Genomic DNA, 20,779 nt, shown 5'->3' on the forward strand with positions numbered 1-20,779 from the left:
CCCCGCCTAGCACCGATTGACGTGTTGGGTGGGGGCGCGTTTCACCCCCCCCCCACCGCTCACGACCCCTAGCTGACGAGGTTCCAGAGGTAGCTGGGGCTCTTGACCGGCGCGGTGACCTTCTTGGTCCACAGGTTCTTGACCTTGCACGGCGGCACGATGCGGTACTTCACGACGGTGAAGGAGCGGCCTTCCTTGTACTGCTGCAGCCGCATCGTCTTCCCGGCGGGCACTTCGGCCGTGTACGACCACGAGTCCGACTTCGAATAGCTTCCGCCGACACTGACCGACAGCGAAGCGCTGGCCTTCGCGAAGATGATCCCGGCCTCGGCTTCCGTGGTGCCGGTGATGGACGCGTTCACCTCCGAGGTCGTGGTCTTGTTGTAGGTGATGCTGCCGGGACCCGTGAGGTAGTCGCTGCGCAGGTTCGTGGCCATCCAGGCCTTCGCGCCGTTCGAGATCTTGTAGTCCGGTGGGTCGTTGACCTCGGGACAGGGCTGGATCGCCAGCGCCTGGGCGGCTGGCGCGACGCACAGCCCGGCGGTGAGCGCGATCGAGGCGACGACATGGCGAAGACGCATGGCAGGCTCCCAAGAGTCGATCTTGGTTCGAAGCTACCGGGCCAGGCCCGAATCGCGTGAAGAAGTAACCGACCGGGTTACGGGTTCGCCAGCAGGTGTTCCAGCGGCGCGGCCTTGTGCAGGCATTCCTGCCATTCGCCGCCCGGCTCCGAGTCCGCGGTGATCCCGCCGCCGACGCCCAGCGCGATGCGCCCGTCCGCGATCTCGAAGGTCCGGATCGCGACGTTCAGTTCCATGCCCGCGACGGGGGACGCCAGCCCGATCGCTCCGGTGTAGACCCCGCGTGGCGTGTGTTCCAGCTCGGCGATCAGGTCCAGCGCCCTGATCTTCGGCGCGCCGGTGACCGAGCCGGGCGGGAATGTCGCGGCGAGCAGTTCGGCGTCGGACGCGTCGAGCCGTCCCTCCACGGTGGACTCCAGATGCCAGACGCCGGGTGCGGGCCGCACGCGCAGCAGTTCCGGCACGCGCACGCTGCCGACCGCGCACACCCGGCCGAGATCATTGCGCACCAGGTCGGTGATCATCACATTCTCTGCGACGTCCTTTGTGGACTCGCGAAGTCGCGAAGCCAGCTCGTCGTCTTGTGCGTCGCGTCGCGGCAGTGTGCCCTTGATCGGTGTCGATCGGACCCGATCTCCTTGCCGGGCAAGGAAAAGCTCAGGCGAGAGCGAGACGAGCGAACCCCACGAGCCGCTCAGGAAAGCCGCGCGGCGTGGTGCCATCCGCCGGATGCCTTCGGCGAACAACGCCTCGGGCGACCCGGTGAACTCACCGGTGAACCGGGTGCAGATGTTCGACTGGAACAGCTCGCCCGCTTCGATCGCGTGCACGCAGGATTTCACGGCGGTGTGATGATCCGACGGAAGCGGGCGGTCCAAAGTGGCCGCCTGCCACTGCGGCTCGGGCGCGGGATGGGAGAGCAGTGCTTCCAGTTCGTCGGCCAGTGCGACGCGGGCGGGATCCAGCGTTTCGAACCACCATTGACCGTCCGCGTCGAGGCGCAGCACGTGATCCGCCCAGCCCCAGGCCGCCGCGGGCAGCCCGGTCGACCGTCCGGACGGGTCGGTCAGGTCGTAGGACAGGTAGCCGAACCAGCCCCCGCCGACCGCGCCCGGTACCGAGTCGCGCACGGTCTGTTGCTCACTAGGTATCGAAAACGCTTGCGAGGCGTCGAAAGCGCCCAATCGCACGCTCGGCGCGAGTACCGCGCGCGAGCCGAACCACTCGCCGCTCAACGCCGCGGGCGGCGCGATCCCCAGCTCGCGGGCACGCGCACCGAGCAGCAGCAACGCCGAATCAGGCGTCACCGATGACGAGAGCGCGCGCACCACCAACCGCATGCGGGGGATTGTCGCAGGACTCAGAGCAGTAAATCGCCCAATGTGAACGGATACACGACCGCGTCCTGCGCCACCTGCCCGCGCACGCCGGGCACCGCGGGTGCGAAACCGTGCTGGTGCAGGCCGAGCCGCGAATGGAACCAGCCGGGCCGCCCGGGGATGCCGTTGTGCCGGACGAGCCAGAGGATGACCTCGCTGTCGGCCCACCGATCGGGGTTGAGCCGCTGGCTCACCCAGCAGTCGTAGTCGGCGTAGATCAGCACCCGCTTGATCCGTGCGGCGTGCCGGACCGCCTTGATCCAGGCCTTGATGAACTTGTCGTCCACGCTCATGGCTTCGACTTCGAGCGCGGGCGCCAGCGAACCGGGCGCGAACGCGCCGAGTTTGCTCGCGGTGCGGACGAAGAACTCGGCCTGGTCGTGCACCGCTCCCGGCCGCGCGTAGTGCCGCGCGCCGGCGTGGATGCCGGCTCGCTGGGCGCCCGCCAGCAACCGTTCGGCGGCCAGCGCGCTCCAATTCGTGTTCTCGGTCAGTGTCACCGACGCGAATCTGAAATCGCCGATTCGGACCGCGGCCCAGTCGTCCACGGTCTCCCGATGGGAAAGGGTGATTCCCAGTTCGGTATCCGGCTCGCTCATTCGCACCGCCCTCGCTGCAGTGAAAGGTCACCTTACGTGCGTACTGCCTTCGCAAGGTGACCTTTCACGTCAGCGTGTCTCAGGCGTTCTCGCGTTGGAACGTCCTCGCGCCCCACCAAACGGCCAAAATCGCCATCACGACGACGACCACGCTGCCGGTGAAGACCGCGTCCATCGCGAAGTCACCCTTGAACGTGTTCCGCTCGACGTCGACGACATGCCGGAACGGGTTGATGCGGGAAACGTTGTACAACCACGCAGGCGCGACGCCCGCGGTGATCGGCAGCAGAATCCCCGAGAGCAGCAGCAGCGGCATCAGCACCGCGTTCAGCAGAGCCGGGAACGACTCCTCGCTCTTCAGCGTCAACGCCAGCGCGTACGAGCACGAAGCCAGCGTGACCGCGAGCAGGAACACGATCACCAGGCTCAGCAGCACTCCGACGAACGGCGCGTTCAGATCGAACACGAAGTACGCCAGCGCGATGATCAGCACGGCCTGGAAAACGGCCTGCAGCGCGTTCGCGAGCACCTTGCCGAGCAGCAGCGCCGCCCGGCTGACCGGGGTCACCCGCATCCGCTCGACCACGCCGGAGCGGTATTCGGCGAGCAGCCCGAAGCCGACGAACGAACTGCCGAACAACGCCAGCTGCGCGATGAGCGCCGGGGTGAGCAGCATCCAGCCGTCCACCTCGGTCAGGCCCTGCGCCTGCATCGCCTTCACCATCAGCGGACCGAACAGGAACAGGTACAGCAGCGGCTGCATGATCCCGATCATGATCCAGGTCGGGTTGCGCAGCGCCGCGACCATGTCACGCCGGAAGATCAACCAGGTGTCACGCAACATCGGCCGCCTCCTTTTCCCGCGCCGGCGCCTGCGCGCCCTCTTCGGCGTCGCGCAGGCTGCGCCCGGTGAGCACGAAGAACACGTCGTCGAGCGTCGGGCGGTGCACTTCCATCGACCGCATCGCGATGCCCTCGGCGTCGAGCGCGCGCAGCAGCTCCGGCATCGCGATGTCGCCGCGCGGCACCCGGAACCGGATCGTGTCGTCCACAATGGACATCTCGTGCGCTCCTCGCAGCCGTCCGGCGATCTCCGCGGCCCGTGACACGGACTCGCGGGGCACGCCGACGACCACGCCGTCGCCGGAAACCCGTTCCTTCAAGGCGTCCGGGCTGCCCTCGGCGACGATCTCGCCGTTGTCGATGACGATCAGCCGGTCGGAGAGCGAGTCGGCCTCGTCCAGGTAATGCGTGGTCAGGAAGACGGTCACGCCCTGCTCGGCGCGCAGCCTGCGGATGTGCTCCCACAGGTTGGCCCGGCTCTGCGGGTCGAGCCCGGTGGTCGGCTCGTCCAGGAAGATCAGGCCGGGTGAGTGAATGAGCCCCAGTGCGATGTCGAGCCGCCTGCGCTGGCCGCCCGACAGTGTCTTCGTGAACCGCTGGTCCAGCCCCGACAGGTCCAGCTGGCCGGTGAGCTCGGCGCCACGCGCTCGCGCGTCGGCCTTGGACATGCCGTACAGCCTGCCCTGCAGCTCGATCTCCTCGGCGACCTTCGATTCCGGCGCGGTGCCGCCGCCCTGCGCGACGTAACCGATCCGCTTGCGTACCCCCAGCGGGTCCTTCAGCAGGTCCACGCCGCCGACCATGGCTTCGCCGGCGGTCGGCTTGAGCAGTGTGGTGAGCATGCGCAGGGTGGTGGTCTTGCCCGCGCCGTTCGGGCCCAGGAAGCCGACGAGCTCGCCGGCTTCGACGTCGATGTCGACGCCCTTGACGGCGTCGACCGTGCGGCCCCTGGCGGTGAACCGCCTGGCGAGGCCGCGTGCCTTGATCATGAGAACCCCTCTCGTAATCAAACTTGACTAGTTTGACGGGCAAACTCTGCCCCAAAAGGGTGCGCTAGTCAAACTTGATTAGCTCTCGGGCTCGCCGAACACGGTCTCTTTTTCGCCCGCCATGACGTACTCGCCCTGCTCCAAGCGGCCGATCATGTCCCGCAGCCAGCCGACGTCGGCCTCGGCGTGCACGTGCCACAGCCGGTACAGCTCGCTGACGTGCGCCGGCTTGGCGAAGTCCGTGAAGTGCTCGCGGGCGTAGAGCGAAGCCTGCGCCTGGCCTTCCATCTGCATGAGCCGGTGCTTGAGGAGGCTGACGACGCGCTCGCGGGGGAGCGCGGTCATGAAGGTGACGGCCGCCGCCAGCGTGTACGGGCTCGGGTCGTTCGTCGACAAGGCCGTGCTGAGGAGCGTTTCGAACTCTTCCTCGCCCTCGCCGGTCAGGCGGTACGCCGTCCGGTCCGGCCCGCCGCTCTCGCCGGTGTCGGCGACCTGTTCGAGCAGGTTCTCGCCGGTCATCTTCTTGAGCGCGTGATAGATCGAGCCCGGCTGCACGTTGCCCCACTTGTCGGCCGACCACGACAGCAGCTCGCGGCGCACCTGGTAGCCGTGCGCCTGGCCGTACATCCGTACGACCCCGAGCACGAGCAGTCGCGTCGCGGACAAGAGTGACCTCCAAGCAGTACCTGACAACAATGCACGAGACAGCATCCGTAGGCTAAATAAGCATGAGTACCTCCGTGTTGACAGCGGTGGCCTGGCCGTACGCCAACGGCCCCCGCCACATCGGCCATGTGTCCGGATTCGGCGTCCCCTCCGACGTCTTCTCCCGTTACCAGCGAATGGCCGGCAACCGGGTCCTCATGGTCTCGGGCACGGACGAGCACGGCACCCCGATCACGGTCCAGGCGGACAAGGAAGGCCTCACCTCCCAGCAGACCGCCGACAAGTACACCCGCCAGATCGGCGAGGACCTGCGCGGACTCGGCCTCACCTACGACCTGTTCACCCGCACCACCACCGGGAACCACGCGAACGTCGTCCAGGAGATCTTCCTGGCGCTGCACCGCAACGGCTACGTCGTGCCCAGGACCACGACCGGCGCGATCAGCCCGTCGACCGGCCGCACGCTGCCCGACCGCTACATCGAGGGCACCTGCCCGATCTGCGGTTACGACGGCGCGCGCGGCGACCAGTGCGACAACTGCGGCAACCAGCTCGACGCCGCCGAGCTGATCAACCCGAAGTCGCGGATCAACGGCGAGACGCCGAAGTTCGTCGAGACCGAGCACCTGTTCCTCGACCTGCCCGCCTTCGCGCAGACGCTGGGCAAGTGGCTGTCGACGAAGACCGACTGGCGCTCGAACGTCCTCAACTTCACCAAGAACCTGGTCGACGACATGCGGCCGCGGCCGATCACCCGTGACATCGACTGGGGCGTCAAGATCCCGCTCGACGGCTGGCGTGACCAGCCGCTGAAGCGGTTCTACGTCTGGTTCGACGCGGTCATCGGCTACTTCTCGGCCAGCGTCGAGTGGGCACGCCGCTCCGGGAACCCGGACGCGTGGCAGGAATGGTGGCTCAACCCGGACGCCCAGACCTATTACTTCATGGGCAAGGACAACATCACCTTCCACGCCCAGATCTGGCCGGCGCTGCTTTTCGGCCACAACGGCGAGGGCGACCACGGCGGCCAGCCGGGCCCGTACGGCAAGCTCGCGCTGCCCGGCGAGATCGTGTCGTCGGAGTTCCTGACCATGAGCGGGTCGAAGTTCTCGACCTCGCGCGGCACGGTCATCTACGTCAACGACTTCCTGCGCGACTTCGGGCCGGACTCGCTGCGCTACTTCATCTCGGTGGCGGGCCCCGAGACACAGGACACCGACTTCACCTGGGACGAGTTCGTCCGGCGCACGAACTTCGAGCTGGCCAACGAGTGGGGCAACCTGGTCAACCGGTCCATCTCGATGGCACACAAGAACGTCGGCGCCATCCCGCGCCCGGACGCGCCGGCCGCCGCTGACGAGGAGCTCAAGGCGCTCTCGCGCAAGGCGTTCGAGATCGCGGGCGGGCACCTGCGGCGCTCGCGGTTCAAGATGGCCGCCGGTGAGGCCATGCGCGTCGTCACGGCCGCGAACCGATACCTGTCGGACCAGGAGCCGTGGAAGCTCAAGGACGACCCGGCACGGCGCGACAGCGTGCTGCACACCGCGCTGCAGGTCGTCTCGGACGCCAACACGCTGCTGACGCCGTTCCTGCCGCACTCGGCGCAGAAGGTGCACGAGGCGCTGGGCGGCACGGGCGTCTGGGCGTCGCAGCCGGAGCTTCAGGAGGTCGAGGACCTCGACATCCCCGGCCGGATCAACCCGATCCTCACCGGTGACTACGCGAGCGAGCAGGCGCGCTGGGAGTCGGTGCCGATCGAGGTCGGCAGGCCGCTGCAGAAGCCGAGCCCGCTGTTCACCAAGCTCGACCCCGAACTGGGCGAGACGGGTCCCGAGTGGGCGCCGATCGTCAAGTGAGCAAGCCGCCTCGCGAGAAGCCGCCGGTACCGGACAGGTTGCCGGTATCGGTGGTGGACTCGCACACCCACCTCGACGCGTGCGGCGCCGTCACGGCCGAGGACGTCCGCGAGATCGTCGACCGCGCCGAGCGCGCCGGGGTGGGCAGGGTGGTGACCGTCGCCGACGACCTCGCTTCGGCGCAGTGGGCCGCCGAGGCGTCCACTTGGGACGAGCGGGTGTTCGCGGCCGTCGCCGTGCATCCCACGCGCACCAAGGAGTTCGGCGAGGCAGAACGGTCCGAAGTGGAGCGGCTGGCCAGGCAGCCCAGGGTGGTCGCGGTCGGCGAGACCGGTCTCGACTACTACTGGGACTACTCGCCGCACGACGCCCAGCAGGAGGCGTTCCGGTGGCACATCGACCTCGCCAAGCGGGTCGGCAAGCCGCTGATGATCCACGACCGCGACGCCCACGAGGACGTGCTGCGGGTGCTGGAGGAGGAGGGCGCGCCGGACGACGTCGTGTTCCACTGCTTCTCCGGCGACGAGGTGATCGCGCGGCGCTGCGTCGACGCGGGCTACGTCCTGTCCTTCGCGGGCACCGTGACCTTCAAAAACGCCCGTTCTTTACGGGAAGCGGCGAGATTGGTCCCTTCGGAGCAATTCCTGGTGGAAACCGACGCCCCGTTCCTGACCCCGCATCCGTTCCGCGGGCAGCCCAACGAGCCGTACTGCGCGGCCTACACGGTCCGTAACCTCGCCGAGGTCAGAGGGGTCGGCGTGCACGAGATCGCCGAGTCCGCGCGGCGCAACGCCGAGCGGGTATTCCGACTCCTCAGCGTCACAGGGGGTTGAACGCGTTGCTACATAAGGAATCTTGGTTAACCCACTCGATGGAGTGACACAAGTCACAACACTCCGGGGGGTGTTTGCGCAACCCCCCGGCCTTCGTTACTGTCCCGTGATCGTGCCGCTTCAGCTGTTGCCGAAGCGCACACCCTTGGTCACGTGAGCACGCGTCGGGGCGTGATGCGGACCGAGGAGCAACGACCTCTTTCGAAAGGGATCGACCCTGTGACTGGCACATTCAGACGCACTGACGCGCGTCTTGAGGACACGTTCGCCGCGCCCTATGCGGGCCCGCTGGCGACGCTGGACCGGCCCGCACACGGCGAGCTCGACTTCTCCGACAGCCTCGCTGTGACCCACCAGGACGTGCTAGCCGCGCTCGGCCCCGACGCCGAGATCCTGATGAACGAGATCGACGTCGACGTCGACGAGCTGATCCGCCTCATCAACGCGGAGACGACCTACCTCCCGCCGATCGTCATCCCCGACGAGGTCTCCGAAGACCGCGTGGCCCGCCAGGCCGTCAAGGTCGACCCGGTGGTCGAGGCGACCAAGACCTGGAAGCGCCGCTTCCTCAAGGGCGCCGTCGTCGCCGTACTGCTCACCCTGACCGGTGGCGGCGCCGCGGCGCTGGCGATGAACAAGAGCGTCACCGTCGAGGTCGACGGTGTGCAGCAGACCGTCCACACCTACGGCGACACCGTCGGCGAGGTGCTCGAAGACGCCGAGCTGTCCGTCGGCGCGCACGACTCGCTGTCCCCCTCGCCGCAGGCCGAGGTCGGCGACGGCGGCGTCATCCACCTGGAGCGCGGCCGCCAGCTCAACCTGGTCGTCGACGGCGCTCCCGCCAAGCAGAACTGGGTCCGCGCCACCAACCTGGGCGACGCGCTGGGCCAGCTGGGCATGGCCGAGCTGCTCAAGCCGGGCACCTGGACCTCCATGGCCGCCAACGGCGCGCTGCCCCTCGAGGGCGCCACCGTCGAGGTCAAGACCCTCAAGAACATCGCGCTCTACGACGGCGGCACCGAGCCGAAGCAGATCAAGACCAACGCGGTCACCACCAAGGAGCTGCTCGGCGAGCTGAAGCTCTCGCTCGGCCCTGAGGACGAGGCCGAGGGTGGCCTGGACCTCAAGCTGACCGACGGCGCCGAGGTGCACGTCAGCCGCACCGGCGTGACCATGGTCAAGGAGAAGGAGACCATCGCTCCGCCGGAGCAGAAGGTCGACGACCCCGACCTGGACAAGGGCAAGACCTCGGTCGAGGACCCCGGCCAGGCAGGCGAGAAGATCGTCACCTACAAGGTCACCAAGAAGAACGACAAAGAGGTCGGCCGCGAACAGGTCTCCGAGGAGATCCTCACCGAGGCCAAGCCGAAGATCATCCACGTCGGCACCAAGAAGCCCCCGGTCAACATCGGCGACGGCTCGGTCTGGGACCAGCTCGCGAAGTGCGAGGCAGGCGGCAACTGGGCGGCCAACACCGGCAATGGCTACTACGGCGGCCTCCAGTTCAACAAGTCGACCTGGGACGCCTACGGCGGCTCCGCGTACGCCTCGATGCCGCACCAGGCCTCCCGCGAAGAGCAGATCGCGATCGCCGAGAAGGTCCGCGCCGGCCGTGGCGGCTCGTACTCCGCTTGGCCCGCCTGCTCCCGCAAGCTCGGCCTGAACTAGTTCTCGATCTCGAACGGCGCCCGACGTGGAGTTTCGCGTCGGGCGCCGTTTTGCGTCGCGGGCCGTTTTGCGTTCCGGGCAGGGCCTGGGTCGTGAGTGTTTAGGCCGGTTAGAACCGGCGGTACCACTCACGACCCCCTCTGCGACGGCTTGCGCCACCTGCGCGGACCCGGGCTTGGTGGGGGCCCCTCCCGGGTCGGTTGAAGGAATGAATGCCACGTTCACAATGCTGACCGACGCAAACGCCCCGGTCATGACGTCCAGGCCGCTCCACAATGCGCGCAAAAGCGACAATGCAGGACAAAATCACCCGCGCGAGGGTTTCGCGTATCCGCGAGGCTGACTTTGCCGGAGCCCTGAAGCCGAACTTGGTGAGGGAGGCCCTCGCTGCCTGGACATGCCCAGTTCGCCTTCCGTCCAACGAGAACCGGCGCGACCATCCACTCGTCCAGCTCCAGAACCCTTCGCGGCAGGCAATCGAGGCCCGGCCGTACCAACTCCTCGCTAGCACAGGGTGCCGACACTTCCGGCGGGCGCGGCGTCTTCCGGCGCCGGTTGTCCACGGTCGGCACGGCCTGTGGGCAGGTCGGCTCGGCAAGATCAACTGTCGGTGGGAGCCGGTAGGCTGGTGCAGGGCGGAGCCCCCAGGGCGGGCGGGGGGTGTCCTTACTAAGGTGGGGGCGTGACTGAACTGCTCGGGCCTGCCGAGATCCGGGGGCTGGCCGCTGAGCTGGACGTGCGCCCGACCAAGAAGCTCGGGCAGAACTTCGTCCATGACCCCAACACCGTGCGGCGGATCGTCGAGCTCGCCGGGGTCGGCGCCGACGATGTCGTGCTGGAGGTCGGGCCTGGGCTCGGCTCGCTCACGCTGGGGCTGCTGGCGCCCGGGTGCCGGGTCATCGCGATCGAGATCGATCCCAAGCTCGCCGCCCGGCTGCCGAGGACCGCGGCCGAACGGGCGCCGGAGGCCGCGGGGCGGCTGACCGTCATTGGGCAGGACGCGTTGAAGATCAAGGCGGGCGATCTGCCCGCCGAGCCGACCTCGCTGGTCGCGAACCTGCCGTACAACGTCGCCGTGCCCGTCGTGCTCCAGCTGCTGGCCGAGTTGCCCTCGCTGCAGCGTGCGCTCGTAATGGTCCAGACCGAGGTGGCCGACCGGATGGCCGCCCCGCCGGGCGGCCGGATCTACGGGGTGCCGAGCGTCAAGCTGGCCTGGTACGGCCGGGCGAAGAAGGTGGCCGCCGTGCCGCGCGCGGTGTTCTGGCCGGTGCCCAATGTCGACTCCGCGCTCGTTTCCTTCGAACGTGCCCAGCTGGAGTCCACTGTGGATCGAAAGACGCTCTTCGCGGTCGTCGACGCCGCGTTTTCCCAGCGTAGGAAGACTTTGCGAGCCGCGCTCGCGACGTGGGCCGGTTCCGCCGAGCGGGCCGGCGAGATTCTCGCCAAGGCCGGCATCGACCCGAAGACGCGTGGCGAGCAGCTGGATGTACGTGCGTTCGAGAAGATCGCGCTCGCCGCTTCTTAGCGTGACGAGCGGTCACCGTTCCGCTATCTGGAAATCTCCTCCCGTGCTCTGGACACGTCCGGTCGTGTGATCTGCACCAATGGACTTGCTTTCACACCTTGGGATCGGTTTTACTCAACTTGCCATCCCGAGCGACTGAGAGACCTGGCTCGCTGAAGTCGCAGCAACCACCCCTCCTGGGGCAGGTGCTACAGCCAGGACCGATGGAGGAACTGATGTACCGCTCGCGAATGCTCACCAGGCGACGTGTCGTCGATGAGGGTCGCCGTACGGTCTCCGCGTGTCGACGCTCAACCGTCTCTGCCTAATCCCTTTTTCGATCTCTGTCCATTTCGGACGCCTTCTTTGGTGACGGTTCTGCGCGCCCGCTGAATGCGGCGTGCTTCCTTGGGGAGCCCTTTCGTGATCACTCTTGAAAACCTGTCAAAGTCCTTCTCCGCCAACGGAAATCCGGTTGTCGCGCTGCGCGACGTCAGCCTCGACATCAACGCCGGTTCGTTGTTCGGTGTCGTCGGTCCCGCCGGTTCCGGCAAGTCCACCCTCGCCCGCGTCGTCGGACTGCAGGAGCGGCCCGACCGCGGTGTCGTCCGTCTCGACGGCCTCAACACCGGCGCGCTCGACGGCCGCAGGCTCCGCGAGATCCGCCGCCAGGTCGGCGTGCTCGACGCCAAGCCGGAACTGCACGCCGAGCGCACCATCGCGGGCAACATCGCCTCCCCGCTGGAGCAGCTCGGGCTCGACGGCCCGACGCGCCGTACCAGGGTCGGCAACCTGCTTGACCTGGTCGGACTCACCCAGCGCGCCACCCAGCGTCCCGACGAACTGACCGCGGGCCAGCGTCGCCGCGTCGCCGTCGCCCGCGCGCTCGCCTCCAGCCCCTCGGTGCTGCTGGCCGACGACCCGACCGCGGGTATCCACTCCGAGGAGTCCGGCGCCGTGCTCGCCGTGCTCGACCGCGCGCGTGCCGAACTCGGCGTCACGGTCGTGCTGACCACGCCGGACGCCGGTGTCGTCCGCCGCGTGTGCGACGACGTCGCGGTTCTCGAGGCGGGCAGCCTGGTCGAGCGCGGTTCCGTGCTCGACCTGATCACCGACCCGACCACCCGCACCGCGCAGTCGCTGCTGCCCGCGATCGAAACCACCCGCACGCAGTCCGCCAAGTACGAGCGCTCCGTGGACGTCGTGCTGATCGGCTTCGCGGCCATCGGCGCGCTGCTGCCCGAAGCGGCGACGCGCTTCGACGTGGAGCTCGCCACCATCGGCGGCGGGGTCACCAGGGTTGGCGACACCCCGGTCGCCCGCTTCCGTCTCGGCATCCGCGGCGAGCAGGCAGCTGGTGCGCTCGGCTGGATCGCCGAGCGCGGCGCGCACGTCCAGACCGCGCGCACCCCGCAGGCGATCGTTGCGGCGTAAGGGATTCAGCGGGCTTTATCCCGGTCTCGGGATAAAGCCCGCTTGATCACTTCCGCGCGATCCCGCCGACGACGCAGGCGGCCACGAGTACGATCCCGGCAGCCCAGCCACTCGCGGTCGCGTACCCGTGCACGATCGCGGTCGCCGAAGTGCCGGCGGTCGCGCTCGCCGCGATCGTGTTCAGCGAAGCCGTGCCCAGTGACGCGCCGACCTGCTGTGACGTCGTGATGAACGCCGAAGCGACACCCGCGTCCTTCGGCTCGATCCCTGACGTGGCAACGTTCATCACCACCGGCATCGCCAGCCCGACCCCGGCGCCGAGCAACAGTTCGGCAGGCAGGATCAGGCCGAAGTAGGACGCACCCGGCGTCAGCAGGACGAGCAGGAAAAGCCCGCACGCCAACAGGGCCAAGCCAATGACCCAGAACGGGCGCGGCCCGAAACGAGGCAGCAGCCTTCGTGAAACCTGGGTCGACACAAGAAGATTCGCGCCGAGCAACGGCAGGAACGCAAGTCCTGCGGCCAAAGCACCGTATCCTAGGATCGCTTGCATTTGGTAGGTAAGGAAAAGAAACATTCCGAACATGCCGAACGAGGCCACGGCGATCGTCAGATAGCCCGCCGCTCGCAGTCGGTCGGTGACGACATTGAGTGGCAGCAACGGGTTCGGCAGCATTCCTTGGCGCACAACGAAAGTCACCAATGCGGCTACCGCGATGCCCAGGCTGCTGAGCACCAGCCCGGAACCCCAACCCCGCGAAGCCGCTTCGGAAAGCCCATAGACGAGCGCGACGATCCCGCCGCTGCCGAGCAAACCGCTGAACCAGTCGAGTTTCGCCGTCCGGTGACCCGGCACCCGCGGCAGCACGAACCAGCCCGCCACGCCCGCGAGCACCGCGATCGGCAGATTCACGTACAGGCACCAGCGCCAGTTCAGGTATTCCGTGAGCGCACCGCCGAGGATCAGCCCGACGGCCGCCCCCGACATGATGATCGCGCTGAAGTAGCCGAACGCCTTCGCGCGCTCCTTCGGATCGGTGAACGTCAGCGTCAGCAGTGAGATCGTCGACGGCGCGAGCAGCGCGGCGAACACGCCCTGCGCCGCGCGGGCAGCGATGAGCATGGCCGAGCTGTCCGCCGCGCCGCCGACCGCGGACGCGAGCGCGAACCCGGCGATGCCGATGAGCAGCGTGTTCTTCCGCCCGAGCCGGTCGGCGAGCCGTCCGCCGAGCAGCAGCAGCCCGCCGAACGCGAGCGTGTACGCGCTGATCGTCCATTGCCGCGCGACGTCGGACATGCCGAGGTCGCGCTGGGTGGACGGCAGCGCGATGTTGACGACCGTGGTGTCGATGATGACCAGCAGCTGGGCGAGCGCGAGCGCGCCGAGCGCCCACCATCTGCGCCGGTCGGTCGGCGCCTCGAGTGTCGCGGTCATGAGAACCCCCATTACTTGTCGACCGGTAAGTTAACTAGCCGGTCGTAAGGTAAGTCATTGCTAGCCGGGCGTCAAGTAAGCTTGAGAGGAACCTCAGGAAGGACACACATGGCAGGGCGGCGCACCGACACGCGCGACCGGATCCAGGACGTCGCGCTCGAGCTCTTCAGCGAGAAGGGCTACGACGGGACGTCCCTGCGCGAGATCGCCGAGCGGCTCGACGTCACCAAGGCCGCGCTGTACTACCACTTCCGTACCAAGGAAGACATCGTGCAGGGCCTGGTCGGCGACGCGGCGGAAGGCCTGGCGGAGATCGTCGAGCAAGGCCGCGCGCTGGACCCGGCCGAGGCCAAGATCGAAGTGCTCACCCGGTTCGCCGCGCTCATCGAGGGCAGGCTCGGCCAGGTGATGCGCTTCATGCAGCAGAACATCCCCGCGCTGAAGGAGATGGGGCTGCAGCACGACCTCGGCGAGAAGATGAAGGGCCTGTTCGAGCTGCTGTGCGCCGCCGACGAGGACGCCGAGGCCCAGCTGCGGGCGCGGCTCGCGTTGGTCGCGCTCGTGATGGGCAACAACCCGCTCTTCGGCGGCGGCGAGTTCGTCCGCCCGGATTCCGAGGTGGCGCTCAAGGTCGCGCTGGAGCTCGCTTCTCCTACCGGCGGCTCGCCGAAGACGGCAACGTAGGCTGGACCGGTGCTCGCAGTCGTACCGCCTCCCGTGACCGTCAGGGTGCCTTCGAAGATCAACCTGCACCTCTCCGTCGGCGACGTCCGTGACGACGGTTTCCATGAACTGGTGACCGTCTTCCAGGCACTTTCGCTCACCGACGAGGTCACGGTCGCGGCCACCGACGACCCCGGCGTCGAGGTGTACGGCGAGGGCGAGGGCTCCGTGCCGACCGGCGCGAACAACCTGGCCTGGCGCGCCGTGCAGGCGCTCGCCGCGCATGTCGGCAAGTCCGGCGAAGACCCGAAGGTCCGCGTGGTGCTGCGCAAGGGCATCCCGGTCGCGGGCGGGATGGCGGGCGGCAGCGCCGACGCCGCCGCCACGCTGGTCGGGCTCGCCGCGCTCTGGAAGCTCGACATCGGCAGGGACGAACTCGCGACCATCGCCGCGAAGCTGGGCAGCGATGTCCCTTTCGCGCTCTACGGCGGCACGGCACTCGGCACCGGCCGCGGCGAACGCCTGGTGCCGGTGCTCACGCGCCACACCTTCCACTGGGTGATCGCCTTCGACCAGAAGGGCCTGTCGACACCCCGCGTCTACGGCGAGATCGACCGGCTGCGCGCCGAGGGCGACCCGCCGCGCATCGGGTCGCACGCGCCGGTCGTGGAAGCGCTGTCCTCCGGCGATCCCCGTCAGCTGGCGCTTCTGCTCGGCAATGATCTGCAAGCAGCGGCCGTCTCGCTAAGGCCGGGACTGCGCCGCACACTGCGCGCCGGTGTCAACGCGGGGGCGTTGTCCGGCATCGTCTCCGGGTCGGGGCCGACCTGCGCCTTCCTGTGCAGTGACGCGCAGTCCGCGCTGGAGGTGGCAGCGGAGCTCTCGGGCGCCGGTGTCTGCCGGACCGTCCGCGTCGCGCACGGCCCCGTGCCCGGCGCCAGGGTGATCGGCGGCGACGACGCGCCACGCCCGAGCCCGCCCAAAGTGCACGCGTAGCTTCTATGGAAAGGATTGGCTGAAAGCCATGGCCAACCTGGTCAACCTGGAATCGGTGAGCAAGTCCTACGGGGTGCGCCCGCTGCTCGACGGTGTCTCGCTCGGTGTCGGTGAAAACCAGCGCATCGGCGTCGTCGGGCTCAATGGTGGCGGCAAGACCACCCTGCTCGAGGTGCTTTCCGGGCTCGCCGAGCCGGATTCCGGCCGGGTGAGCCAGATGAACGGCCTGCGCATGGCCGTGGTCACCCAGCGGACCGAGCTGCCGGAGGGCAGCACCATCCGCGACGTCGTGCTCGAGCGCTACGACGCCGACCACGAGTGGGCGGCCGACGCGCGCGTCCGGTCCATTGTGGACGGACTCGGGATTTCGGCGCTGGGCTTCGAAACCCCGACCAAGAACCTCTCCGGCGGCGAGCGGCGGCGGGTCTCGCTCGCGGCCGCGCTGACCGGCGAGCTCGACCTCATCGTGCTCGACGAGCCGACCAACCACCTGGACGTCGAAGGTGTCCGCTGGCTGGCCGACCATCTGCTGGCGCGCCGCGTGTCCGTCGTCGTCGTGACGCACGACCGGTGGTTCCTCGACACCGTCGCCGGTGTCACCTGGGAGGTCGCGAACGGCCGCGTCGAGCAGTACGAAGGCGGTTACGCGGACTGGGTCTTCGCTCGCGCGGAACGGGCGCGGCTCGCGCAGACGCTCGAGGAGAAGCGGCAGAACCTGGCGCGCAAGGAACTCGCGTGGCTGCAGCGTGGCGCGAAGGCGCGGACGTCGAAGCCGAAGTACCGCATCGACGCCGCCGAGGCGCTGATCGCCGACGTGCCGCCGCCGCGTGACTCCGTCGAGCTGATGGCGTTCGCGAAGCGCAGGCTCGGCAAGACGGTGCTCGAGGTCGAGGACGTGACGCTCAAAGCGGGCGACAAGCCGTTGCTGGACAACGTGACCTGGCGGCTCGGCCCCGGCGAGCGGGTCGGCCTGGTCGGTGTCAACGGCTCCGGCAAGACCACGCTGCTGAAGCTGCTCGCGGGGGAGTCCGCGGCGGTTTCGGGTAAGCGGATCCAGGGCCAGACCGTCGCGCTGGCGCACCTTTCACAGGAACTCGACGACCTGCCGGGTGACCGCCGCGTGCTGCAGGCGGTCGAGGATGTCGCGGGCCGTGTCGTGCTGGGCAAGCAGGAGCTCTCGGCGTCTCAACTGCTTGAGAAGCTCGGGTTCCCGGCAGCGCGGCAGTGGACGCCGGTCGAGGACCTGTCCGGTGGCGAGCGGCGGCGGCTGCAGCTGTGCCGCCTGCTGATGGCCGAGCCGAACGTGCTGCTGCTCGACGAGCCGACGAACGACCTGGACATCGACACCCTGCAGCAGCTCGAAGACCTGCTCGACTCGTGGCCCGGCAGCCTGGTGGTCGTCTCGCACGACCGGTACCTGGTGGAACGCGTCTGCGACACGATCGTCGCGTTGTTCGGCGACGGCAAGATCACGCATCTGCCCGGCGGCATCGAGGAGTACCTCACGCGGCGGGCGAAGGCCGTCGACGCGCCGAAGCGGATCGAGGGCAGCCCGAAGGCGACCTCGGCCGAGGCCAAGCTGACCGCGGCGGAGAAGCGCGCGGCGGGCAAGGAGCTTTCGCGGCTGGAGCGCAAGCTCGATCAGCTGCACTCGAAGGAGACGAAGCTCCACGACGCGCTGCTCGAGGCCGCCACCGACCCCGACAAGCTGATGGCGCTGAACGCCGAGCTGAAGGCCGTCCTAACGGAAAAGGACGAGGTCGAGGCGCGATGGCTGGAAACGTCTGAAGCCGCGGAGTAGTTCGCTACTGTCTGACGCATGAGTCGGTTTGTAGACACGCTTGTCGCCACCGCGGCAGGCCGTGGTCAGCAGCGTGGAATGGTCACCGGGGAGCCGAAGGAGCCGGTGCGCCGGACCTGGGCGGAGATCCACGAACACGCGCGCCGCATCGCGGGCGGCCTGGTCAAGAGCGGGCTGAAGCCCAAGAGCGCGGTCGCGGTGCTCGCCGCCGAGCCGGCGCTGATCGCGCCGACCGTGCAGGCCGTGTGGCTGGCAGGCGGCAGCGTCACCATGCTGCACCAGCCGACCCCGCGCACGGACCTGGCCGAGTGGGCCGAGGACACCGTCAAGGTGCTGCGGATGATCGGCTCGGAGACCGTGCTGCTCGGCGCGCCGTTCGACCAGCTCGCCCCGGTGCTCGCCGAGCACGGCATCGGCTACCAGGTGATCGGCGAACTCGACGGCGAGCCGCTCGCGGAGCCGGTGCCGACCTTCGAGGACGGGCTCGCGCTGCTGCAGCTCACCAGCGGGTCGACCGCGGACCCCAAGGCCGTGCAGATCACCTACGGCAACCTGTACTGCAACGTCAAGGCCATGATCGACCGCGCGGAGTTCGACCTCGACACCGACGTGATGGTGTCGTGGCTGCCGACGTTCCACGACATGGGCATGGTCGGGTTCCTGACCGTGCCGATGGTCTTCGGCATCGAGCTGGTCAAGATCACCCCGGTCGAGTTCCTGACCGGGCCGCTGATCTGGGCGCAGCTGATCAGCAAGTACGGCGGCACCGCCACCGCGGCCCCGAACTTCGCGTACGCCATCGTCGGCCGCCGCCTGGCGCGGGTCGAGGAGGACGACGCGTACGACCTGTCCTCGTTGAAGATCGCGCTGAACGGCGCCGAGCCGATCGACGAGGCCGCCGTGCAGACGTTCGTGGACGCGGCGACCCGGTTCAAGATGTCGCCCGGTGCGGTCTTCCCCGCGTACGGCATGGCCGAAGCGACGCTCGCCGTGTCGTTCGCGCCGCTCATGAAGGGCCTGACGCTCGACGTCGTCGAGGCGGACGCGCTCGAAGCCGACAACCGCGCGGTGCCGATCCCCGAGGGCGACGAGCGCCGCGGCACCGAAGCCGCACGGTCGTTCGCTTTTCTCGGCCGCCCGCTCGACGGGCTCGAAGCGCAGATCGTCAACGACGCCGGTGAGGTGCTCGGCGACCGCGAGGTCGGCGAGATCCGGCTGCGCGGTGAGGCTGTGACGCCGGGCTACCTGACGGTGGACGGCCCGCTCGCCACTCAGGACGCCGAGGGCTGGCTCAACACCGGCGACCTCGGCTACCTGGTCGACGGCCAGATCATCATCTGCGGCCGCCGCAAGGACGTGATCATCATGGGCGGCCGGAACATCTACCCGACCGACATCGAACGCGCCGCCATGTCCGTCGAGGGTGTCCGCGCCGGCAACGCCGTCGCGGTGCGGCTCGACGCGGGCAGCCGCCGTGAGCGGTTCGCGGTCGTGCTGGAGTCGAAGCTGGCCGGTGACGCCGAGGTCGAGCGGGCTTTGGCGAAGGAGGTCGCGGCCAGGGTGCGCGACGCCGTCGACATGCGGCCGTTCGCGGTGGTCGTGCTGCCGGCCGGGAGCCTGCCGAAGACGCCTTCGGGCAAGGTCAAGCGGGCGGCGACGGCGACGCAGTACGCGGAGAAGATCTCCGCCAACGCGGCCAAGAGCTAGGACGTTTTCGCAGGTCAGGACTCGTGAGTGGTACCGCCGGTTCTAACCGGTCTAGTCACTCACGAGTCCTGACCTGGGGTTTTAGCTGTCCTGAAGTTGCTGGGCGGGGGTGCGCTCGTCGGTGGCTTGGGCGGGGAAGCGGTGCGGGCGGATGCCGGTGCGGCTGATGAGCTCCTCCTCGACCGAGTCGAGGAACTCGTCGACCTCGCGCTCGTCGTAGCCGCGCTTGCCGATGAGGGGCTTCGCGAACATCACGTGATGCACCTCGGCGGCGGTCAGGTCGTCCTCGCCGGCGAAGGTCTTCGCGATACGCCCGACGAAGGCGTCGACGTCGGCTTTGGCGTAGCCGCGTCTGCCGATGGGCGAATTACCGAATTCGACTTCGGTGCTGAACGACATGAAAGTCTCTCCAGTTTTTGACGGACGAAATAACTTCCGTAACCGTCTTAACCGTTTTGAGATCTATCGCAAAGGCTTCGTCTGGTCGTTAAACCCATCGGGTCGGTAGGTTAACTCCATCGAGCGAAATGCAAATCACCCTGCGTGATAGGTGTTCTGAGCTGCGGAAAGGCCGGACCCGATCAGGGCTTCGACGGCGTCGGCACAGCGGTCGACCTCCAGTGCGAGCGTCTTGCGCTCGACCGCGGAGAAGTCCTTGAGCACGAAATCGGCGGGATCTTGGCGGCCGGGCGGGCGGCCGACGCCGAACCGCACTCGGTAGTAGTCCTTGGTGCCGAGCGATTTGGTGATCGAACGCAGCCCGTTGTGCCCATTGTCGCCGCCGCCGAGTTTCATTTTCAGCGCGCCGAACTCCAGGTCCAGCTCGTCGTGCACGACGACGACACCGGAGGGGGCGATCTTGTAGAAGCGGGCGGCGCCGACCACGGGCCCACCCGAGAGGTTCATGAAGGACCGCGGCTTCGCGAGCACCACGCGGCGCCCGGCGAGCCTGCCTTCGAGCAGCTCGGCGCCGCTCTTGTGGGCCTTGAACTTGCCGCCGACCCTGGCGGCCAGTTCGTCGAGCACCATGAAACCGACGTTGTGCCGGTTGCCCGCGTACTGGGGCCCTGGATTGCCAAGGCCGGCGAGCAGAACCTGCTCGCCGGCCCCCGGCAGTTCTTCAGTCACTTCAGAGAAGGAGTTACTCGGCGGCGGGCTCTTCGGCGGCGGGCGCCTCGGCGTCGCCGGCCTCCATGGAGGCCTCGGTCGGCGCCTCGTTGACGGCGACGATCAGGTGGTCGGGGTCGGTCACCAGCGTCGAGCCCTCGGGCAGTTCGACCTGGGAGGCGAGGATCTGGGTACCGGCCTCGAGGCCCTCGATGGAGACCTCGATGGTCTCGGGGATGTTCAGCGCGTCGACCTCGATCTGGATGGTGTCGACGTCCTGGTTGACCAGGGTGCTGGCGCCGGGGGTGCCGGTCAGGACGATCTTCACGTCGACGGCGATCTTCTCGCCGCGCTTGACGACCAGCAGGTCGACGTGCTCGATGTAGTTGCGCAGCGGGTGGACCACGACGGTCTTGGTCAGCGCCAGCTCGGTCGAGTTCTCGACGTCGAGGGTGATGACGGCGTTGGCGCCGTGCTCACGGACGATGCGGGCGAACTCGAGCGACGGCAGCGACAGGTGGCGCGGGTCCGAGCCGTGGCCGTAGAGGACTGCGGGGATTTTGCCAGCGCGGCGGGTACGGCGCGCGGCGCCCTTACCGAATTCGGTGCGCGGCTCGACGGTCAGACGTACCTCGGACACGGTGGTGCACTCCTTAGACTTAAGAACTGGTTCTCGGGTGCCGGCGGCGAGTATGTGGACGCATGGCCTTACTCAAGC

General features: G+C 68.2%; 19 protein-coding genes and 1 riboswitch. Of the genes, 9 read left to right on the plus strand and 10 right to left on the minus strand.

Going from position 1 to position 20,779, the window contains the following annotated elements:
- Nucleotides 1–68: 68 nt before the first annotated feature.
- The 6 genes from ACFV15_RS39065 to ACFV15_RS39090 all read right to left on the minus strand — a co-directional run bounded on the left by ACFV15_RS39065 (nt 69) and on the right by ACFV15_RS39090 (nt 5,057).
- A complete protein-coding gene (locus ACFV15_RS39065) occupies nt 69–581 on the minus strand; it encodes a hypothetical protein (protein ID WP_378357294.1) in 513 nt (170 codons plus the stop codon).
- A gap of 77 nt (nt 582–658) precedes the next feature.
- On the minus strand, nt 659–1,921 hold the full coding sequence (locus tag ACFV15_RS39070) for an aminodeoxychorismate synthase component I (RefSeq protein ID WP_378357296.1): 1,263 nt from the start codon (nt 1,919–1,921) through the stop codon (nt 659–661).
- Between the two features lie 20 nt (nt 1,922–1,941).
- Complete coding sequence (locus ACFV15_RS39075) at nt 1,942–2,559, minus strand: GH25 family lysozyme (protein ID WP_378357297.1); 618 nt, start codon at nt 2,557–2,559, stop codon at nt 1,942–1,944.
- A gap of 79 nt (nt 2,560–2,638) precedes the next feature.
- Nucleotides 2,639–3,403, minus strand: a complete 765-nt coding sequence (locus ACFV15_RS39080) for an ABC transporter permease (protein WP_378357299.1) — start codon at nt 3,401–3,403, stop codon at nt 2,639–2,641.
- Nucleotides 3,393–4,391 carry an ATP-binding cassette domain-containing protein gene (locus ACFV15_RS39085; RefSeq protein ID WP_378357301.1) on the minus strand — a complete coding sequence of 333 codons (999 nt, stop codon included), beginning with the start codon at nt 4,389–4,391 and terminating at the stop codon, nt 3,393–3,395. Before ACFV15_RS39085 ends, ACFV15_RS39080 begins: the two co-directional genes overlap by 11 nt.
- Nucleotides 4,392–4,469: 78 nt before the next feature.
- Nucleotides 4,470–5,057: a PadR family transcriptional regulator gene (locus tag ACFV15_RS39090; RefSeq protein WP_378357303.1), complete on the minus strand. Its 588-nt coding sequence runs from the start codon at nt 5,055–5,057 to the stop codon at nt 4,470–4,472.
- Between the two features lie 62 nt (nt 5,058–5,119).
- Here ACFV15_RS39090 and metG point away from each other — a divergent pair, with 62 nt between their 5' ends.
- From metG to ACFV15_RS39115, 5 genes are all read left to right on the plus strand, one after another.
- Nucleotides 5,120–6,913, plus strand: coding sequence for a methionine--tRNA ligase (metG, locus tag ACFV15_RS39095; RefSeq protein ID WP_378357305.1), 1,794 nt, complete (start codon nt 5,120–5,122; stop codon nt 6,911–6,913).
- On the plus strand, nt 6,910–7,746 hold the full coding sequence (locus tag ACFV15_RS39100) for a TatD family hydrolase (protein WP_378357307.1): 837 nt from the start codon (nt 6,910–6,912) through the stop codon (nt 7,744–7,746). The genes metG and ACFV15_RS39100 overlap by 4 nt, the downstream gene beginning before the upstream one ends.
- Before the next feature lie 288 nt (nt 7,747–8,034).
- On the plus strand, nt 8,035–9,414 hold the full coding sequence (locus tag ACFV15_RS39105; RefSeq protein ID WP_378357333.1) for a transglycosylase family protein: 1,380 nt from the start codon (nt 8,035–8,037) through the stop codon (nt 9,412–9,414).
- Nucleotides 9,415–10,096: 682 nt separating this feature from the next.
- Nucleotides 10,097–10,939, plus strand: a complete 843-nt coding sequence (gene rsmA / locus ACFV15_RS39110; protein ID WP_378357309.1) for a 16S rRNA (adenine(1518)-N(6)/adenine(1519)-N(6))-dimethyltransferase RsmA — start codon at nt 10,097–10,099, stop codon at nt 10,937–10,939.
- Nucleotides 10,940–11,058: 119 nt separating this feature from the next.
- A riboswitch (SAM riboswitch) is annotated at nt 11,059–11,149 on the plus strand.
- Nucleotides 11,150–11,341: 192 nt separating this feature from the next.
- On the plus strand, nt 11,342–12,352 hold the full coding sequence (locus ACFV15_RS39115) for a methionine ABC transporter ATP-binding protein (protein WP_378357311.1): 1,011 nt from the start codon (nt 11,342–11,344) through the stop codon (nt 12,350–12,352).
- A 46-nt stretch (nt 12,353–12,398) separates the two neighbouring features.
- On the opposite strand, the gene ACFV15_RS39120 is transcribed toward ACFV15_RS39115, so the two are convergent.
- Nucleotides 12,399–13,787 carry a DHA2 family efflux MFS transporter permease subunit gene (locus ACFV15_RS39120; protein WP_378357312.1) on the minus strand — a complete coding sequence of 463 codons (1,389 nt, stop codon included), beginning with the start codon at nt 13,785–13,787 and terminating at the stop codon, nt 12,399–12,401.
- Nucleotides 13,788–13,895: 108 nt separating this feature from the next.
- Between ACFV15_RS39120 and ACFV15_RS39125 the strand changes: the two genes are divergently transcribed.
- The 4 genes from ACFV15_RS39125 to ACFV15_RS39140 are packed head-to-tail and all read left to right on the plus strand — an operon-like array spanning nt 13,896 to nt 18,954.
- On the plus strand, nt 13,896–14,471 hold the full coding sequence (locus ACFV15_RS39125; RefSeq protein WP_378357314.1) for a TetR/AcrR family transcriptional regulator: 576 nt from the start codon (nt 13,896–13,898) through the stop codon (nt 14,469–14,471).
- Between the two features lie 9 nt (nt 14,472–14,480).
- Nucleotides 14,481–15,446: a 4-(cytidine 5'-diphospho)-2-C-methyl-D-erythritol kinase gene (locus ACFV15_RS39130; RefSeq protein ID WP_378357316.1), complete on the plus strand. Its 966-nt coding sequence runs from the start codon at nt 14,481–14,483 to the stop codon at nt 15,444–15,446.
- 28 nt (nt 15,447–15,474) lie between these two features.
- Nucleotides 15,475–17,247: an ABC-F family ATP-binding cassette domain-containing protein gene (locus ACFV15_RS39135; protein ID WP_378357318.1), complete on the plus strand. Its 1,773-nt coding sequence runs from the start codon at nt 15,475–15,477 to the stop codon at nt 17,245–17,247.
- An 18-nt stretch (nt 17,248–17,265) separates the two neighbouring features.
- On the plus strand, nt 17,266–18,954 hold the full coding sequence (locus tag ACFV15_RS39140; protein WP_378357319.1) for a fatty acyl-AMP ligase: 1,689 nt from the start codon (nt 17,266–17,268) through the stop codon (nt 18,952–18,954).
- 81 nt (nt 18,955–19,035) lie between these two features.
- Here ACFV15_RS39140 and ACFV15_RS39145 read toward each other — a convergent pair whose 3' ends face one another.
- The 3 genes from ACFV15_RS39145 to ACFV15_RS39155 form a co-directional block, all read right to left on the minus strand.
- A complete protein-coding gene (locus ACFV15_RS39145; protein ID WP_378357320.1) occupies nt 19,036–19,353 on the minus strand; it encodes a DivIVA domain-containing protein in 318 nt (105 codons plus the stop codon).
- A gap of 135 nt (nt 19,354–19,488) precedes the next feature.
- Nucleotides 19,489–20,082, minus strand: a complete 594-nt coding sequence (gene pth / locus ACFV15_RS39150; RefSeq protein ID WP_378357321.1) for an aminoacyl-tRNA hydrolase — start codon at nt 20,080–20,082, stop codon at nt 19,489–19,491.
- Between the two features lie 13 nt (nt 20,083–20,095).
- Nucleotides 20,096–20,701, minus strand: coding sequence for a 50S ribosomal protein L25/general stress protein Ctc (locus ACFV15_RS39155; RefSeq protein WP_378357323.1), 606 nt, complete (start codon nt 20,699–20,701; stop codon nt 20,096–20,098).
- Nucleotides 20,702–20,779 lie beyond the last annotated feature (78 nt).

This window comes from Amycolatopsis sp. NPDC059657, assembly GCF_042734395.1.
In the GTDB taxonomy this organism is placed as follows: Bacteria; Actinomycetota; Actinomycetes; order Mycobacteriales; family Pseudonocardiaceae; genus Amycolatopsis.

Excerpts from the sequence above, each read along its gene's own strand:
- ACFV15_RS39065 (WP_378357294.1), bottom strand. The coding sequence starts at position 581 with ATGCGTCTTCGCCATGTCGTCGCCTCGATCGCGCTCACCGCCGGGCTG.
- ACFV15_RS39070 (WP_378357296.1), bottom strand. The coding sequence starts at position 1,921 with ATGCGGTTGGTGGTGCGCGCGCTCTCGTCATCGGTGACGCCTGATTCG.
- ACFV15_RS39075 (WP_378357297.1), bottom strand. The coding sequence starts at position 2,559 with ATGAGCGAGCCGGATACCGAACTGGGAATCACCCTTTCCCATCGGGAG.
- ACFV15_RS39080 (WP_378357299.1), bottom strand. The coding sequence starts at position 3,403 with ATGTTGCGTGACACCTGGTTGATCTTCCGGCGTGACATGGTCGCGGCG.
- ACFV15_RS39085 (WP_378357301.1), bottom strand. The coding sequence starts at position 4,391 with ATGATCAAGGCACGCGGCCTCGCCAGGCGGTTCACCGCCAGGGGCCGC.
- metG (WP_378357305.1), top strand. The coding sequence starts at position 5,120 with ATGAGTACCTCCGTGTTGACAGCGGTGGCCTGGCCGTACGCCAACGGC.
- ACFV15_RS39120 (WP_378357312.1), bottom strand. The coding sequence starts at position 13,787 with ATGACCGCGACACTCGAGGCGCCGACCGACCGGCGCAGATGGTGGGCG.
- ACFV15_RS39125 (WP_378357314.1), top strand. The coding sequence starts at position 13,896 with ATGGCAGGGCGGCGCACCGACACGCGCGACCGGATCCAGGACGTCGCG.
- ACFV15_RS39135 (WP_378357318.1), top strand. The coding sequence starts at position 15,475 with ATGGCCAACCTGGTCAACCTGGAATCGGTGAGCAAGTCCTACGGGGTG.
- ACFV15_RS39140 (WP_378357319.1), top strand. The coding sequence starts at position 17,266 with ATGAGTCGGTTTGTAGACACGCTTGTCGCCACCGCGGCAGGCCGTGGT.
- ACFV15_RS39145 (WP_378357320.1), bottom strand. The coding sequence starts at position 19,353 with ATGTCGTTCAGCACCGAAGTCGAATTCGGTAATTCGCCCATCGGCAGA.